The sequence below is a fragment of the Streptomyces albus subsp. albus genome (assembly GCF_000719865.1).
Classification (GTDB): Bacteria; Actinomycetota; Actinomycetes; order Streptomycetales; family Streptomycetaceae; genus Streptomyces; species Streptomyces albus_E.
In genome coordinates, this window is record NZ_JOID01000004.1 from 110,815 (window position 1) to 126,532 (window position 15,718).

At 71.8% G+C, this 15,718-nt stretch carries 12 protein-coding genes and 1 pseudogene; 8 read left to right on the forward strand and 5 right to left on the reverse strand.

The genetic code is table 11. The features are described from left to right. Position 1: 1 nt before the first annotated feature. From IF83_RS0105170 to IF83_RS0105195, 5 genes are all read left to right on the forward strand, one after another. On the forward strand, positions 2-793 hold the full coding sequence (locus IF83_RS0105170; RefSeq protein WP_030542821.1) for a DUF3710 domain-containing protein: 792 nt from the start codon (positions 2-4) through the stop codon (positions 791-793). 193 nt (positions 794-986) lie between these two features. Continuing rightward, positions 987-3,533 (forward strand): DUF4118 domain-containing protein, encoded by a 2,547-nt coding sequence (locus tag IF83_RS0105180; protein WP_030542822.1) that lies wholly within the window; start codon positions 987-989, stop codon positions 3,531-3,533. A 92-nt stretch (positions 3,534-3,625) separates the two neighbouring features. Continuing rightward, the gene (locus IF83_RS0105185) at positions 3,626-4,342 is read left to right on the forward strand and encodes a response regulator (RefSeq protein WP_051722473.1); all 717 of its coding nucleotides are present in this window, start codon (positions 3,626-3,628) and stop codon (positions 4,340-4,342) included. Positions 4,343-4,376: 34 nt separating this feature from the next. Next, complete coding sequence (locus IF83_RS0105190; RefSeq protein WP_030542824.1) at positions 4,377-4,778, forward strand: OB-fold nucleic acid binding domain-containing protein; 402 nt, start codon at positions 4,377-4,379, stop codon at positions 4,776-4,778. Between the two features lie 3 nt (positions 4,779-4,781). Next, the gene (locus IF83_RS0105195; RefSeq protein ID WP_078843179.1) at positions 4,782-5,720 is read left to right on the forward strand and encodes a DUF3159 domain-containing protein; all 939 of its coding nucleotides are present in this window, start codon (positions 4,782-4,784) and stop codon (positions 5,718-5,720) included. Positions 5,721-5,892: 172 nt separating this feature from the next. Here the strand turns inward: IF83_RS0105195 and IF83_RS0105200 are convergent, their stop codons facing one another. Together IF83_RS0105200 and IF83_RS0105205 are read right to left on the reverse strand one after the other, a co-directional pair. Next, positions 5,893-6,564 (reverse strand): potassium channel family protein, encoded by a 672-nt coding sequence (locus IF83_RS0105200; RefSeq protein WP_030542826.1) that lies wholly within the window; start codon positions 6,562-6,564, stop codon positions 5,893-5,895. Then, the gene (locus IF83_RS0105205) at positions 6,561-7,229 is read right to left on the reverse strand and encodes a potassium channel family protein (RefSeq protein WP_030542827.1); all 669 of its coding nucleotides are present in this window, start codon (positions 7,227-7,229) and stop codon (positions 6,561-6,563) included. The genes IF83_RS0105200 and IF83_RS0105205 overlap by 4 nt, the downstream gene beginning before the upstream one ends. A 249-nt stretch (positions 7,230-7,478) precedes the next feature. On the opposite strand from IF83_RS0105205, the gene IF83_RS0105210 reads away from it, so the two are divergent. Both IF83_RS0105210 and IF83_RS0105215 read left to right on the forward strand, forming a co-directional pair. Continuing rightward, complete coding sequence (locus tag IF83_RS0105210) at positions 7,479-9,590, forward strand: APC family permease (protein WP_078843180.1); 2,112 nt, start codon at positions 7,479-7,481, stop codon at positions 9,588-9,590. A gap of 70 nt (positions 9,591-9,660) precedes the next feature. Beyond that, entirely contained in the window at positions 9,661-11,007 is a 1,347-nt protein-coding gene (locus IF83_RS0105215) for a class I SAM-dependent RNA methyltransferase (protein WP_030542829.1), read from the forward strand. A 308-nt stretch (positions 11,008-11,315) separates the two neighbouring features. On the opposite strand, the pseudogene IF83_RS29885 reads toward IF83_RS0105215, so the two are convergent. Together IF83_RS29885 and IF83_RS0105225 are read right to left on the reverse strand one after the other, a co-directional pair. Further along, positions 11,316-11,984, reverse strand: a pseudogene (locus IF83_RS29885) (nucleotidyl transferase AbiEii/AbiGii toxin family protein). 5 nt (positions 11,985-11,989) lie between these two features. Further along, positions 11,990-12,382, reverse strand: a complete 393-nt coding sequence (locus IF83_RS0105225; RefSeq protein ID WP_030542830.1) for a hypothetical protein — start codon at positions 12,380-12,382, stop codon at positions 11,990-11,992. A gap of 709 nt (positions 12,383-13,091) precedes the next feature. Here IF83_RS0105225 and IF83_RS0105230 point away from each other — a divergent pair. Beyond that, complete coding sequence (locus tag IF83_RS0105230; RefSeq protein WP_463607009.1) at positions 13,092-13,766, forward strand: lytic polysaccharide monooxygenase auxiliary activity family 9 protein; 675 nt, start codon at positions 13,092-13,094, stop codon at positions 13,764-13,766. 548 nt (positions 13,767-14,314) lie between these two features. On the opposite strand, the gene IF83_RS0105235 is transcribed toward IF83_RS0105230, so the two are convergent. Continuing rightward, a complete protein-coding gene (locus IF83_RS0105235) occupies positions 14,315-15,448 on the reverse strand; it encodes an EcsC family protein (RefSeq protein ID WP_030542832.1) in 1,134 nt (377 codons plus the stop codon). Positions 15,449-15,718 lie beyond the last annotated feature (270 nt).

Here is a 15,718-nt window from a genome sequence, read left to right on the forward strand (position 1 = left end):
CGTGTTCGGACGTCGTCGCAAGGGACGCGCAGACGCTGAGAACACCGCGGGCAAGGACGGTGCGGACGCGGCCGCGGCCGGGCCGGCCGGTGAGGAGCCGGAGGGCGCGGAGGGGACCGAGTCGCGCCGGGTGAACCTTCCGCCGGCGCCCCGGCCCGACGGGCCCTGGGACATCTCCGAGGTGAGCAGGCCCGCCGAGGGCCGCGTCGACCTCGGCGGGCTCTTCGTGCCCGGTGTCGAGGGCATGGAGCTGCGGGTCGAGGTCGCCGGTGAGTCGATCGTCGCGGCCACCGTCGTGCTGCGGGACAGCGCCATCCAGCTCCAGGCCTTCGCCGCCCCGAAGCGCGAAGGCATCTGGGGCGAGGTCCGCGATGAGATCGCCGGCGGCATCACCCAGCAGGGCGGCGTCGTCGACGAGGTCGAGGGCCCGCTGGGCTGGGAACTCCGCGCCCAGGTGCCGGTCCAACTGCCGGACGGCAAGAACGGCGTGCAGCTGGTGCGCTTCGTGGGCGTCGACGGCCCGCGCTGGTTCCTGCGCGGTGTGATCTCCGGCCAGGGCGCGGTCCAGCCGCAGGCCGCCGGTCTGCTGGAGCAGATCTTCCGGGACACCGTGATCGTCCGCGGCGACCAGCCGATGGCGCCGCGCGACCCGATCGTCCTGAAGCTGCCGGACGACGCGCAGATGGTGCCGGACGGCGTCCAGCAGGACGAGGCGGAGTCCGCGCAGGGCTCCCGCTTCGCGGGCGGCGCCGACCGGCTGGCCCGCGGCCCGGAGATCACCGAGATCCGCTGACGGACCCGGGACGGCGGGGAGCCGCGCCGACGCCGTCAGGGCGTGCCTCCCGCCCCCGGTCCGCCCGTACCGCCCCGGCCGAGGGGATTCCCCGGCCGGGGCGGGTGCGTTTCCCGCGTTCCACCGGGCCCCGGTCCGCGGTTGTTCCGGCCGCGGGTGCCGGAGCGGCGGGCCGAGCCGACAGAATGGGGCCATGGGACGGGGCAAGCTCAGGATCTACCTCGGGGCGGCGCCGGGGGTCGGGAAGACCTACGCGATGCTCTCCGAGGCGCACCGGCGCGCCGAGCGGGGCACCGACGTCGTCGTCGCGCTCGCCGAACCGCACGGACGCAAGCGCACCGCGGCCCTGCTGGAGGGCCTGGAGCGGATCCCCCGGCGGAAGCCGGAGGGCGGCAGCGGGGCCGGCGCGGGCGAGATGGACGTGGCGGCCGTGCTGGAGCGGCGCCCCGCCGTCGCCGTCGTGGACGAACTCGCCCACACCAACGCGCCGGGATCGCGGAACCCCAAGCGGTGGAAGGACGTCGAGGAGCTGCTGCGGGCCGGGATCGACGTGATCTCCACCGTCAACATCCAGCATCTGGAGTCGCTGGGCGATGTGGTGGAGTCCATCACCGGCGTCCGGCAGAGCGAGACGGTGCCGGACGAAGTGGTGCGCCGGGCCGACCAGATCGAGCTGGTCGACATGTCGCCGGAGGCGCTGCGCCGGCGGATGGCGCACGGCAACATCTACGCCCCCGACAAGGTCGACGCGGCCCTCTCCAACTACTTCCGCCCCGGCAACCTCACCGCCCTGCGCGAACTGGCGCTGCTGTGGACCGCCGACCGGGTCGACGAGTACCTCCAGCAGTACCGCAGCGAGCACCGCATCCGCTCCACCTGGCAGGCCCGGGAACGGATCGTCGTCGGCCTCACCGGCGGCCCCGAGGGCCGTACGCTGCTGCGGCGCGCCGCGCGGGTGGCGGCCCGCGGCTCCGGCGGGGAGATCCTCGCCGTGCACATCTCGCCGAGCACCGGGCTGGCCTACCCCTCGCCGAAGGAACTGGCCGTCCAGCGCACACTGGTGGAGGACCTCGGCGGCACCTTCCACCACGTGATCGGCGACGCGGTGCCGGCCGCCCTGCTGGACTTCGCGCGCGGGGTCAACGCCACCCAGATCCTGCTGGGTTCCAGCCGCCGAAAGCCCTGGCAGTACGTCTTCGGGCCGGGGGTCGGCGCCACGGTCGCCCGGGAGTCGGGTCCGGATCTCGACGTGCACATCGTCACCCACGAGGAGGCCGCCAAGGGGCGCGGGCTGCCGGTGCCGCGCGGGGTGGCGCTCGGCCGGACCCGGAGCGTGGCGGGCTGGCTGGCGGGGATCGCCGGGCCGGTGCTGCTGACCCTGATCCTCACGGCCCAGCACCCGCGGCCGGAGTTCGCCAACGACGTCCTGCTGTACCTCTTCCTCACCGTGCTGGCGGCGCTGCTGGGCGGGCTGCTGCCGGCGCTGGCCGCGGCTGCCATCGGCACCGTGCTGCTCAACTACTTCTTCACCCCGCCCGTGCGCACGCTGACCGTCGCCGACCCCGGCAACCTCGTCTCCATGGTGGTTTTCTTCGCGGTCGCGGTCTCCGTCGCCTCGGTCGTCGACCTGGCCGCCCGGCGCACCCAGCAGGCGGCGCGGCTGCGCGCGGAGTCGCAGATCCTGTCCTTCCTGGCGGGCGGGGTGCTGCGCGGGGAGACGAGCCTGGAGGCGCTGCTGGAGCGGGTCCGGGAGACCTTCGGCATGGACTCGGTGGCCCTGCTGGAGCGGGAGAGCGACGTCGAGCCGTGGCGCCGGGCCGGCGGCGTGGGGCCGGCCCCCGCGTCCTGCCCCGAGGACGCCGACGTGGACATGCCGGTCGGAGACCACATGATGCTGGCCCTGTGCGGCCGGGTGCTGCCCGCGGCGGACCGCCGGGTGCTCTCGGCCTTCGCGGCCCAGGCCGTGGCGGTACGGGACCGGGAGCGGCTCGTCGGCGAGGCGGAGCAGGCGCGGGAGCTGGCGGAGGGGAACCGGATCCGCACCGCCCTGCTCGCCGCCGTCTCGCACGATCTGCGCACCCCGCTCGCCGGGATCAAGGCGGCCGTCTCCTCGCTCCGCTCGGAGGACGTGTGCTGGTCGGAGGAGGACGAGCGGGAGCTGCTGGCGGGCATCGAGGACGGCGCGGACCGGCTCGACCACCTGGTGGGCAATCTGCTCGACATGTCCCGGCTGCAGACCGGCACCGTCACCCCGCTGATCCGGGACGCCGACCTCGACGAGGTGGTGCCGGTGGCCCTCGGCGGGGTCCCCGACGGCAGCGTGGTGCTGGACATCCCCGAGGTGCTGCCGATGGTCGCCGTGGACCCCGGGCTGCTGGAGCGGGCCGTGGCCAACATCGTGGAGAACGCGGTCAAGTACAGCCCGGAGGGGGTGCCGGTGCTGGTCGCGGCGAGCGCGCTGGGGGAGCGGGTGGAGATCCGGGTGGTGGACCGGGGGCCGGGGGTGCCGGACGCCGAGAAGGAACGGATATTTGAACCCTTCCAGCGGCACGGCGACGCCCCGCGGGGCGCCGGGGTGGGGCTCGGCCTCGCCGTCGCCCGCGGCTTCGCCGAGGCGATGGGCGGCACGCTCGCCGCCGAGGACACCCCGGGCGGCGGGATGACGATGGTGCTCACGGTGCGGGCGGCGGGCGGCCGCCCGCCGTGCCGTGCGGATCTCCCGGCGACGGTGACCTCGTGAACGCGGCGGCGGACGGCGGGGCGTATGGTCCTCCCGGTCCGGAGCGGCGGAGCGCCACCGGACGGCGGAGACGAGAGAAAGGCCGCACAGCCATGCCGCAGTCACCCGCACGGACCGGTCCGGCCCGGCGCAGGGTCCTGGTCGTCGACGATGAGCCGCGGATCGTCCGGGCCCTCGTCATCAACCTCCGGGCGCGCGACTACGAGGTCGACACCGCCGCCGACGGCGCCACCGCCCTCCGCACGGCGGCCGCCCACCGCCCCGACGCGGTGATCCTCGACCTGGGGCTGCCCGACATGGACGGGGTGGACGTCCTCCACGAGCTGCGCCGCACCAGCCGGGTGCCGGTCCTGGTGCTCTCCGCACGCCAGACCTCCGGTGAGAAGGTCAAGGCCCTCGACGCCGGCGCGGACGACTACGTCACCAAGCCGTTCGGCATGGACGAGCTGCTGGCCCGGCTGCGCGCGGCCGTCCGGCGCTCCGAGCCCGTCGCCGCCGCCGAGGAGACGGTGCTGGTCGAGACCGAGGAGTTCACCGTCGACCTGGCCGCGAAGCGCGTAAACCGCGGCGGCAGGGACATCCGGCTGACCCCGACGGAATGGCATCTGCTGGAGGTGCTGGTCCGCAGCCCGGGGCGGCTGGTGGGCCAGAAACAGCTGCTGCAGGAGGTCTGGGGGCCCTCCTACGGCACCGAGACCAACTATCTCCGCGTCTACATGGCGCAGCTCCGCCGTAAACTGGAAGCGGACCCTTCACATCCCCGGCATTTCATCACCGAGCCCGGCATGGGTTACCGCTTCGAGCCGTGATCCGTCCGGCCCCACCCCCCGGTAGGCTGCCCGTATGAGTGGTGCTTCCCGCCCCGTGAAACAGACCGGCCGCTTCCGCCGGATGCTCGACCGGCTCTCCTCCACCCCCGAGGAGCTGGACGCCGACGAGCTCCAGGAGGACGCCCGGGAGACGGCGGGCTGCGTTCCCATCCGGGAATGCCCCGACCGCGAGGTCGTCAAGGTGACCGGTACGCTCCGCACGGTCACCCAGCGTCCCAGGGCGGGGGTGCCCGCGCTGGAGGCCGAGCTGTACGACGGGTCCGCGCCGCTGGACGTGGTCTGGCTGGGCCGGCGCTCGATCGCCGGCATAGAACCGGGGCGTCGGCTGATCGCGACCGGACGGGTCTCGACGAGCCAGGGCCGCCGCGTGCTGTTCAACCCCCGATACGAACTCCGACCTCCCGGACAGGAGTAGCCGGTGGCGTCCTTCGACAAGCCGACTCCCACGACCGCAGCAGAGACCGCCGGCGAGAGCCCGGACCAGGACCAGGACCAGGGCGCGGACCGGGGCCCCGCGGGGAGCCGGGCCGCCGCCGACACCGCGCTGCTGGAGGCGTTCGGCGGGGTGCGCGGCATGGTGGACACCACCGTGCCCGGTCTCGTCTTCGTCCTCCTCTTCACGATCAAGCGCGACATCAACCTGTCGGCGATCGCCGCGCTCGGGGTGACAGCGGTGCTCGCCGCCGCGCGGCTGGTCCGGCGGGACACGCTCAAACACGCCTTGAGCGGGCTCTTCGGTGTGGCCTTCGGCGCCGTCTTCGCGATGATGTCCGACAACGCGAAGAACTTCTATCTGCCGGGCATGCTCTACACCCTGGGCCTCTCGGTGGTGTACATCCTCTCGGCGGTCTTCCGCTTCCCGCTGATCGGCCTGCTGCTCGGCCCCATCCTGCGGGAGAACCTCTCCTGGCGCACCCGCAACCCGGGCCGCTTCCGCGCCTACACCCGGGCCACGTGGGCCTGGGGCCTCATCCTGCTCGGCAAGTCGGCGATCCTCTTCCCGCTCTACTGGTGGGGCGACGCCACCCAGCTCGGCTGGGTGAAGGTGGCGCTCGGCATTCCGCCGTTCCTCCTCTGCGTCTACCTGACCTGGATCTTCCTGGCCAAGGCCCCGCCGCCGATCGATGTGATCGCCGAGATGGAGGCGGAGGAGCGGGAGCGCGAGGAGCGCGAGCGGGCCCACCACGAGGGGGAGGACGCCTTCGAACGGCTGGCGCACGAGGTCGTGGACGACGCGGTCGAGCGGCTGTCCGGACATGGCGGCGACGGCGGGCAGACCGGCCGCACCGGCCCGGAGGGCGCCGTCCGGGCGGACGGGGCGGAGCCGCCGGCCCGCCGCCGGCACGCGCGCGACTGAGCGGACGCGGGCGGCGCGCGGGCGCTGCCTGTGTTCCGTGTCTGTGTTCCGTACGGCCGAGGGGCCCGGATACCGATGGTTCGACCACCGGTTTCCGGGCCCCTCGGCCGCGTGTCACGGGCGCGTACGCCCCGGGCGCCGTGCCCGCCGTACGCGCCGTCGGGCCGCCGGGTCAGCCGCCCTGACGGCGCACCGACAGCAGTTCCTCCAGCCGCTCCTCACGGGCCGGTGCCGCGACGAACAGCAGTTCGTCACCGGCCTCCAGGGCGTCCTCCTGGCTGGGGACCAGCACCCGCGTGCCGCGGATGATCGTGACCAGCGAGGTGTCCTCCGGCCAGTCCACGTCGCCGACGCGGGTGCCCGCGAGGGCGGACTCGGGCGGCAGCGTCAGCTCGACGAGGTTGGCGTCGCCGTGGCTGAAGCGCAGCAGCCGGACGAGGTCGCCGACGCTCACCGCCTCCTCCACCAGGGCCGACATCAGGCGCGGGGTGGAGACCGCCACGTCCACGCCCCAGGACTCGTTGAACAGCCATTCGTTCTTGGGGTGGTTGACCCGGGCCACCACGCGCGGCACCCCGTACTCGGTCTTGGCGAGCAGCGACACGACCAGGTTGACCTTGTCGTCACCGGTCGCCGCGATCACCACGTTGCAGCGCTGGAGCGCGGCCTCGTCCAGCGAGGTGATCTCGCAGGCGTCCGCCAGCAGCCACTCGGCCTGCGGCACCCGCTCCACCGAGATCGCCGTCGGGGCCTTGTCGATCAGCAGCACCTCGTGCCCGTTCTCCAGGAGCTCGCCCGCGATGGAGCGGCCCACCGCACCGGCACCCGCGATCGCCACCCTCATCGCCGTTCCTCCCCGGGGCCCTCGGAGAAGACCGCCTCGACCTTGTCCATGTCGTCGACGCGCATCATCACATGCACCAGGTCGCCTTCCTGCAGCACCGTCTGGGAGGTGGGCAGTATGGCCTCGCCGAGCCGGGTCAGGAACGCCACCCGCACGCCCGTCTCCTCCTGGAGCCGGCCGACCTTGTGGCCGACCCATTCGGTGGAGACGTGCACCTCGGCCAGTTGCACCGCGCCGCTCGGGTCGCGCCAGAGCGCCTCGGCCCCGGACGGCAGCAGCCGGCGCAGTATCTGGTCCGCGGTCCAGCGGACGGTGGCCACGGTGGGAATGCCCAGCCGCTGGTAGACCTCCGCGCGCCGCGGGTCGTAGATGCGGGCCGCCACGTTCTCCACCGCGAACATCTCCCGCGCCACCCGGGCCGCGATGATGTTGGAGTTGTCGCCGCTGCTCACTGCGGCGAACGCGCCCGCCTCCTCGATACCGGCCTCGCGGAGCGTGTCCTGGTCGAAACCCATTCCGGTGACCCGGCGGCCGCCGAATCCCGAGCCGAGGCGGCGGAAGGCGGTGGGGTCCTGGTCGATGACGGCGACCGTGTGGCCCTGTTCTTCAAGCGTCTGTGCCAGGGCCGAACCGACCCGGCCACAGCCCATGATCACGATGTGCATGAGGACTTACCCCGCGCCTTCCCCTGCCGTTGTGACCTGGACACACATCGCCCATCATCCTTCCGTCCCCGCCGGGGTGCCACTGATCCGTGCTGTCCCCGGCAACGCTACCCCTCCGTGCTCGGGCGGACGCCCTCGCGTACCCGGTCTCACCTCCCGTGTTCCCCCGGTGTTCGAATCGCGTCAAGGAGTTCCGTCATCCGGACCACAGGAGCGGTCGCCGCCGCCGGCGGGCTTACGATCCTCAGCGTGTCCAAACTGACCGACGTGCCCAAACGGATTCTGATCGGCCGGGCGCTGCGCAGCGACAGGCTCGGGGAGACGCTCCTCCCCAAGCGGATCGCCCTTCCCGTCTTCGCCTCCGACCCGCTCTCGTCCGTGGCCTACGCGCCGGGAGAGGTGCTGATCGTCCTCTCCGTCGCGGGGGTGTCGGCCTATCACTTCAGCCCGTGGATCACGGCCGCCGTCGTGCTGCTCATGTTCATCGTCGTCGCCTCGTACCGGCAGAACGTGCACGCCTACCCCAGCGGGGGCGGCGACTACGAGGTGGCCACCACGAACCTGGGGCCGCGCGCCGGACTCGCCGTCGCGGGAGCGCTGCTGGTCGACTACGTCCTCACCGTCGCCGTGTCGATCGCGGCCGGGGTGGAGAACCTGGGCTCGGCGGTGCCGTTCGTGGCCGAGCACCAGACCGCGTTCGCAATCGGCACCATCGTGGTGCTGACCCTGATGAACCTGCGGGGCGTGCGGGAGTCCGGCAAGCTCTTCGCCGTCCCGACGTACGTCTTCGTCGCCGCCGTCTTCCTGATGATCTTCTGGGGGGCCGTCCGCGGGCTCGTTCTCGACGAGGAGATGCGCGCCCCCACCGCGGACTTCGAGATCGCCGCGGAGGAGCAGAGACTCGCCGGCTTCGCCCTGGTGTTCCTGCTGCTGCGGGCGTTCTCCTCCGGCTGCGCCGCGCTCACCGGCGTCGAGGCGATCAGCAACGGCGTCCCCGCCTTCCGCCGCCCCAAGAGCCGCAACGCCGCGACCACCCTGGCCCTGATGGGCTCCCTGGCCGTCACCATGTTCGTCGGCATCATCGCGCTCGCCATGGCCAGCGACGTCAAGATGGCCGAGCGGCCGGCCCACGAACTGCTGCGGGACGGCGTCCCGGTCGGCGCCGACTACCACCAGGACCCCGTCATCTCGCAGGTCGCCGCGGCGGTCTTCGGCGGGGGCTCGCTGCTCTTCCTGCTGCTGGCCGGGGCCACGGCGCTGGTGCTGTTCCTGGCGGCCAACACCGCCTACAACGGATTCCCGCTGCTCGGCTCGATCCTGGCCCAGGACCGCTATCTGCCGCGCCAGCTGCACACCCGCGGCGACCGGCTGGCGTTCTCCAACGGCATCGTGATGCTGGCGGGCGCCGCCGCCGTGCTGGTGTACGTCTACGACGCCGACTCGACCCGGCTGATCCAGCTCTACATCGTCGGCGTCTTCGTGTCCTTCACGCTCAGCCAGGCCGGCATGGTCCGGCACTGGAACCGGCATCTGGCCCAGGAGACCTCCCCGGAGGCCCGGCGCCGCATGCGGCGTTCGCGGGTGATCAACTTCGTCGGGGCCTGTATCACCGGGCTGGTGCTCGTCGTGGTGCTGGTCACCAAGTTCACCCACGGCGCCTGGGTCGCCCTGCTGGGCATGGTGATCTTCTACGGGGTGATGACGGCGATCCGCGGTCACTACGACCGGGTCGCGGAGGAACTGGCCGCGCCCGACGAGCCGGACGACGGGACCACGCGCCCCTCGCGGGTGCACTCGATCGTCCTGGTCTCCAAGGTGCACAAGCCGACCCTGCGCGCGCTGGCCTACGCGAAGCTGCTGCGCTCCGGGCCGCTGGAGGCGCTGAGCGTCAACGTGGACCCGGAGGAGACCCGGGAGCTGCGGGCGGAGTGGGAGCGGCGGGGGATCACCGTTCCGCTGAAGATCCTGGACTCGCCGTACCGGGAGGTCACCCGGCCGACCATCGAGTACGTCAAGGGGCTGCGCCGGGACAGCCCGCGGGACGCGGTCACCGTCTACATCCCGGAGTACGTGGTCGGCCACTGGTACGAGCATCTGCTGCACAACCAGAGCGCGCTGCGGCTGAAGGGACGGCTGCTGTTCACGCCCGGGGTGATGGTGACCTCCGTGCCGTACCAGCTGGAGTCCTCCGAGCGGGCCAAGGCGCGGGCGAAGCGCCGGGCCGACTGGAGCGCGCCGGGCGCGGTGCGGCGGGGGCCGGCGGGGCCGGCGGGCTCGTCCGGAGGGGCCGAACGAGGGCTTCCCGGGCCGGAGTTCCGCACCGACTCCGGTGTGGACGGAGGGCCTCTGCCGGGGGCGTAGACTGGAGGGCTGCGGTCGGCCCGGCCCGCCCCGCTCTTCACCTCACCACCAGCTCAGGAGCATCCCCGCTGTGACGACACCATCCACCCCTTCCGCCTCCGCAGCCCCCTCGCTCGTCGGCGAGGAGTACGAGGTCGAGGTCGGGCCCGTCGCGCACGGAGGCCACTGCATCGCCCGCACGCCCGGCGGCCGGGTGCTGTTCGTCCGGCACACGCTGCCCGGTGAGCGGGTGCTCGCCCGGGTCACCGAGGGCGACGAGAGCTCCCGCTTCCTGCGGGCCGACGCGGTGGAGGTCCTGGAGGCCTCGCCGGACCGGATCCCCGCGCCCTGCCCGTTCTCCGGCCCCGGCAAGTGCGGCGGCTGCGACTGGCAGCACGTGGCGCCGGGCGCGCAGCGGCGGCTCAAGGGCGCCGTGGTCGCCGAGCAGCTCGCGCGGCTGGCCGGCCTGATGCCGGAGGATGCCGGCTGGGACGGGACGGTCGAGCCCGCGCCCGGCGACAAGCTGCCCAAGGGCGAGGTGCCCGCCTGGCGCACGCGGGTGCAGTACGCGGTGGACGAGGACGGGCAGGCGGGGCTGCGCAAGCACCGCTCGCACGAGGTGCAGCCGGTCGACCACTGCCTGATCGCGGCGCCGGGCGTCAGCGAGCTGGGTGTGGAGAAGCGGGAGTGGCCGCAGATCGCGGGGGTCGAGGCCATCGCGGCCACCGGCTCGAATGACCGGCAGGTCATCCTCACCCCCCGGCCCGGCGGCCGGCTGCCGATCGTCGAACTCGACCGCCCCGTCTCGGTGATGCGGGTGGAGGAGAAGGACGGCGGGGTGCACCGGGTGCACGGCCGTCCCTTCGTCCGGGAGCGGGCCGCGGGCCGCACCTGGCGGGTCGGCTCGGGCGGCTTCTGGCAGGTCCACCCGAAGGCGGCGGACGTGCTGGTGGAGGCCGTGATGCAGGGCCTGATGCCGCGCAAGGGTGAGATGGCCCTCGACCTGTACTGCGGCGTCGGCCTGTTCGCGGGCGCCCTCGCGGAGCGGGTGGGGGAGACCGGCGCGGTGCTCGGCATCGAGTCCGGCAAGCGCGCGGTGGAGGACGCCCGGCACAACCTCGCCGACCTGGACCGCGTCCGCATCGAACAGGGCAAGGTCGAGCAGGTGCTGCCGAAGACCGGCATCACCGAGGCCGACCTGGTCGTCCTCGACCCGCCGCGCGCGGGCGCGGGCAAGCAGACGGTCGCCCGCATCGCCGCCCTGGGCGCCCGCCGCGTCGTCTACGTCGCCTGCGACCCGGCGGCCCTCGCCCGCGACCTGGCCTACTTCCGCGAGGGCGGCTACAAGCCGCGCAAGCTGCGGGCGTTCGACCTTTTTCCGATGACGCATCACGTGGAGTGCGTGGCGGTCCTGGAGCCTGCTGCGAAGAGCGCTTGACGTGCGGCTTTGTGGCGCAGGCCGGCCGGCCTAAGGCGGCCACATTCGACGCCTGGAGCGGGATCCCTCCTCTGGAATAGACGCCGTGCCCACTTTCGAAGCCCTCGCCAAGGCGTCGGAGGAGCACATCGTGTTCACGGCGAGGAGAAGCGGTTCATCGTGAACCATGTGGGACAGCACCTGTAGTCGGCCACCGGCGGGCACCTTGCATCCGTGGGCACCCACGGTGACCACCCTGGCGCTGAGCGGTACGGCGGATTTCGGCGCGCAAGCCTCGTAGTCTCATCGCGAGCTCTCTCCGGACGTGATCAGTCGATAGGCGGATCATCGGACTCTTCGAGGAGGCGAGCCGCGAGGTCGTCGGCCCACTCCACAGCCCATGCGCGGAGAGCGGTGATCGTGGCGTCATCGAGGCCATAGGCAGCGAAGGCTTCGTCGTCGGTCCACTCGGCGCCCGTGAGGTTCGACTGCAGATCCTCACGCTCGAAGCGGCCGCGGGCGTGGCGGCGGCCGAACTCCTCGAGTTCGGCATTGGTCCAGCGGCGGGAGGCCGCGAACACGTCGATCAGGTCGCGGGGCGCTCCGCGGTCGGCGAGGGCGCGGACCTTGGTCCCGATCACGTCCTCCTCCGCGAGGACGGGCCCGTACGGGCTCTGGGCGACCGGCCGTCAGAAGATCTCCTTGAGGACGTCGACCTCGCATTCCTGCCCGGTGTCCGGATCGGACACGGTGAAGCGGGCGGACAGCGGGGCGGTCTCCAGCGCGTGCACCTTCCAGCCGTGGGCTTCCAGGCCGGCGCGGAGCGTGGCGGCGATGTCGGCCATGGGCGCCGGGTTCTCGGTGGCGACGTCGAGGTCCTGGCTTGGGCGGTTCACGAGGCGGTGTGCCCGCACGGCGTATCCACCTGTGAGAACCAGTGGATACGGGGAACCGAGCGCGATCACGTCCGCCAGGAGCCGCGTGTGCAGCTCCGGCATGTCCGTCACGCGGCTGCCCGGGTGCGGGAGGCGAGCTGAGGGAAAGCGTCTTCCCAAACGGCGCGCACGGTGCGGCCGACGAGGGTGCGCAGCACCGGCCACAGCTGGAGGAGCAGGTCCTGGTTGAGGTAGCGGGGCAGGTCGTCGTGCAGGCCCTCGTGCAGGACGGTGCGGTACAGGCCCATGCGCTGGCGAGGCTTGGCCAGGTCGTACGAGGTCATCCCCGACCAGGCCATGTGCAGTGGCAGCTCCACGACCCCCCGGGTCGGGCCGTGCAACTCGTCCAGCGACTCCGGCAGCCGCCGCCGGAACTTCTCCCGATACAACTCGAGGTCCTCGGCATCCGCGGGCGAGAAGCCCCTTGATTCGTATGCGGAGTGCTGTGGGCTGGAAGACATGAGTCCATTATGGCGGCCGGAGAGGTGGTGCAGGCCATGATGTGGGGACCGAGGTCTGGAGCGAGCGAGGTGGATCCCTCGGAGTGATCTGGTTGCCGCGGGCTGTTCCGCCCTGAGCAGCACGGACTGTCCGCCGTGACGCTCGTACGACGCTCTGGGCGCCTTCAAGCTGCAGAGCGAGCCGAGAGAGCGTCTCTGATCTGGCTTTCTCTGTGGCTCGCTCAGCCCGGCACCTTTCCGATGACGCACCACGTGGAGTGTGTGGCGGTGCTGGAGCCCGCTGCGAAGGGCCTCTGCCCTGGTGGCTTCCTGAACGCCCGGGTTTCGGGCGGGCGCGTCGACATGATTCCCCGGGTGGACGGCGTGAAGTGCGCCGCTTGTCGGGGGAAAACCGCCTGACCTGCGGTTTCGACCCGTGGCATTGGAGGACGTCGAGGGTGGTCCCCGTCTTCCCGGAGCGGCGTGCAGCAGTCTTGAGGTTTGCCTGACGCACATGCTGATTGTGCGTCAACTTCTACGGCCGAGGCCGGCGTCGGGGCCGTCGGCCGGCTCGGCCGGCGCCCTGGGTCCGTGGTGGGGCGAGCCGCCGCCGCTCCCGCTCGCCGCCCACCCATGTGATCAACTCCGTTTGTTTCATTGACATTTCACTCAGAAGTCGTACCTTGGGAGCGCTCCCATGGCGCTTCGCAACTCGAAGGAGTTCCCCCACATGCGCAATCAGAGCCCTTCAACCGGGCGTTCCCGGTCGGTCCTCCGCCGGCCTCTCCAGGCACTCGTCATGCTGTTCGCTGTGGTTGCCGGCGCCCTGGCCTGGTCGGCCCCCGCCCAGGCTCACGGCACCATCGTCAACCCCGCCACCCGCGCGTACCAGTGCTGGGAGAAGTGGGGCAGCAGCCACACGAACCCGGCCATGCAGGCCGAAGACCCCATGTGTTACCAGGCATTCCAGGCCAACCCCGACACCATGTGGAACTGGATGAGCGCGCTCCGCGACGGCCTCGGCGGCCAGTTCGAGGCGCGGACCCCCGACGGGACGCTCTGCAGCAACAACATCGCGAGGAACGCCAGCCTGAACAAGCCCGGGGACTGGAAGGCGACCAACGTCAGCGACAACTTCACGGTCCAGCTGCGCGACCAGGCGTCCCACGGTGCCGACTACTTCAAGGTCTATGTGAGCAAGCAGGGCTTCGACCCCAAGACCCAGACCCTTGGCTGGGGCAACCTCGACTTCATCACGCAGACCGGCCGCTTCGCCCCGGCGCAGGACATCAGCTTCAACGTCAACACCTCCGGCTACAGCGGACACCACATCGTGTTCATGATCTGGCAGGCCTCGCACCTCGACCAGGCCTACATGTGGTGCAGTGACGTGAACTTCGGCTGAGCCGGAGAGCACCGCACACCGCACACGGCACCGGCCTCTGCCAGGCGCCGGTAAACCGCCGCCCGGCCGGCCGAGCTCCGCCGGGGCAGGGGACCCATGTGGTCACCCTGCCCCGGCGGGGCTTCCTGCGCTCCTGGTGAGAACGCACGCAACGGCCGGTGAGAATTCCCGGCTCCGTCGGCCCACCGGGGCGCGTCGCGCCGCCCGGCCTCCCGGTCGCGGTCCGGATCCCGCGGGTGTCCTCGTCCTCGAACGGCATGGCGTCTGCTCGCGTCAGCCCTCGGCGGTCTCCGTCATGTCGTTGATCAACGGCACGAGGAGCGGGTCGACGGAGAAGCCGGAGGCGCGCATCGGGGGTCCGGCTGGAGCGGCTCGTCGGGGGAGTCGCCGTCACCGGGCAGGCCGTGCGCGCGCGATTCCAGGAAAGTGACGTGCCCTCACTTCCCTGTCGAGTGGGAGGGTTGGTCGCGGTCCGTGCGGTACGCGGCGGGGGCTGGACCGCATTGTCCCGGCGGTCGCGTGAGGACGTTCACCGCCGGGACACCGGTTCAGTGGAGGTCGGGTCCCCCCGCCTCGACGATCTCGTCGAGCACGCTGATCTCCTCGTCGGCGTCTTCCGGCGCGTCGGAGTCGTCGCCGGCAAACGGTCCGGGTGCCTCCTCGTCAGCGAGACGCGGATACTTCTCCAGGAGGAACCGCCGCCGGTACGCCATCTCGGCGGCGTCGACGATGCCCTCCAGAGTGGCCCAGTTGAGGGTGCCGCCGACGACGATCCCGAACGCGGGTACGGCCTTGCCGAGGCCCTTCTTGGTCAAGCGGAAGCCGAACGCCTTCGCGAACTGCTGGGAGACTTTGGTGACGACCGACTCGCTGAGGACGTCCCAGGCCTTGCCGCGGAAGAGTGCCTGGGTGAGCCGCGAGAGGTCGGCCATCGCGGCATTCTTGGCGGTGGCCGAACTTGCCGTCCCGACGTTGACGACAGACATCACGAAGAGCTTCTCGGCAGGCTCTTCCGGGTCGTAGCCGTAGAACAGTGAGACCTGGCCGACGGCGCGGGAAGCGAGTCCGAGGACGGCAGCGGTATCGGCGGCGAACGCGCCCGTGATCGCACCTCCCGAAGGCGCTGCGGCGGCGCCGGCGGAGGCGGCGAGGACGAGCTCTCCTCCGGAGATCACCAATCCCGCGCCCGCTCCCGAGAGCGCCGCGGCGGCCGGGTAGTACCAGCCGGCCCTCCGTCCACGGACGGCGTCGACCTGCTCGAGATCGAGGCGGCGCAGGCCGGAAAGCGACTCGACCTCGTGCCCGCGCTTCCTGTGGAGTGCCACGACGCGTTTGGAGGAGAGTCCCGCTCGCGAGACGCGCCCCAGGGTCTGCCGTATGGACTGAACGGCCGTGCCGCTCCAGTCCGGCAGGGCGTCGGCCGCCCCGCGAGCCCCGGCACCGACCTTCTGAGCGCCCCTGGCGGCCGCTTTCTGTCCACGCGAAACGGCTGACTGGGCACGTGGATGGTTCTCCAGTTGCTTCGCGGCGCGCTTCCCGAGTCTCGCGAGGCCGTTGGCCACATGTTCGCCGGCGTTGTTCATCGCTCGTGACAGTGGGCGGCCCCTGAAGTGCTGGATGGCGCGCCATGCCTCGAGCTCGTAGTCGGAGGGAAGCCGATCGGGCTGCTGCGGGTCGCTCATGGTCCGTGGAGCTCCTGTCTCTGGGACGAGCTGTCGGGCGAGGTGGCGGGGGCTTTGGCCAGGAGGCGGGGTGAGCGTGGAGGTGTAGGTCTCGTCGTCCACGAAGCTTCTCCGGGTTCAGGCCGGCGGCGGCCATGCGGGTCGCACTCGGTGAGAACGAGCCGCTAAGGCCGACGGAAGCGTATCTGTTGACGGTGTTAACGTGCATGCGGTTGTCGGCGTCGGCCCGCATCGGTTGTTCCGGGACTCGCCCCGGAATGTCGGAGTCGG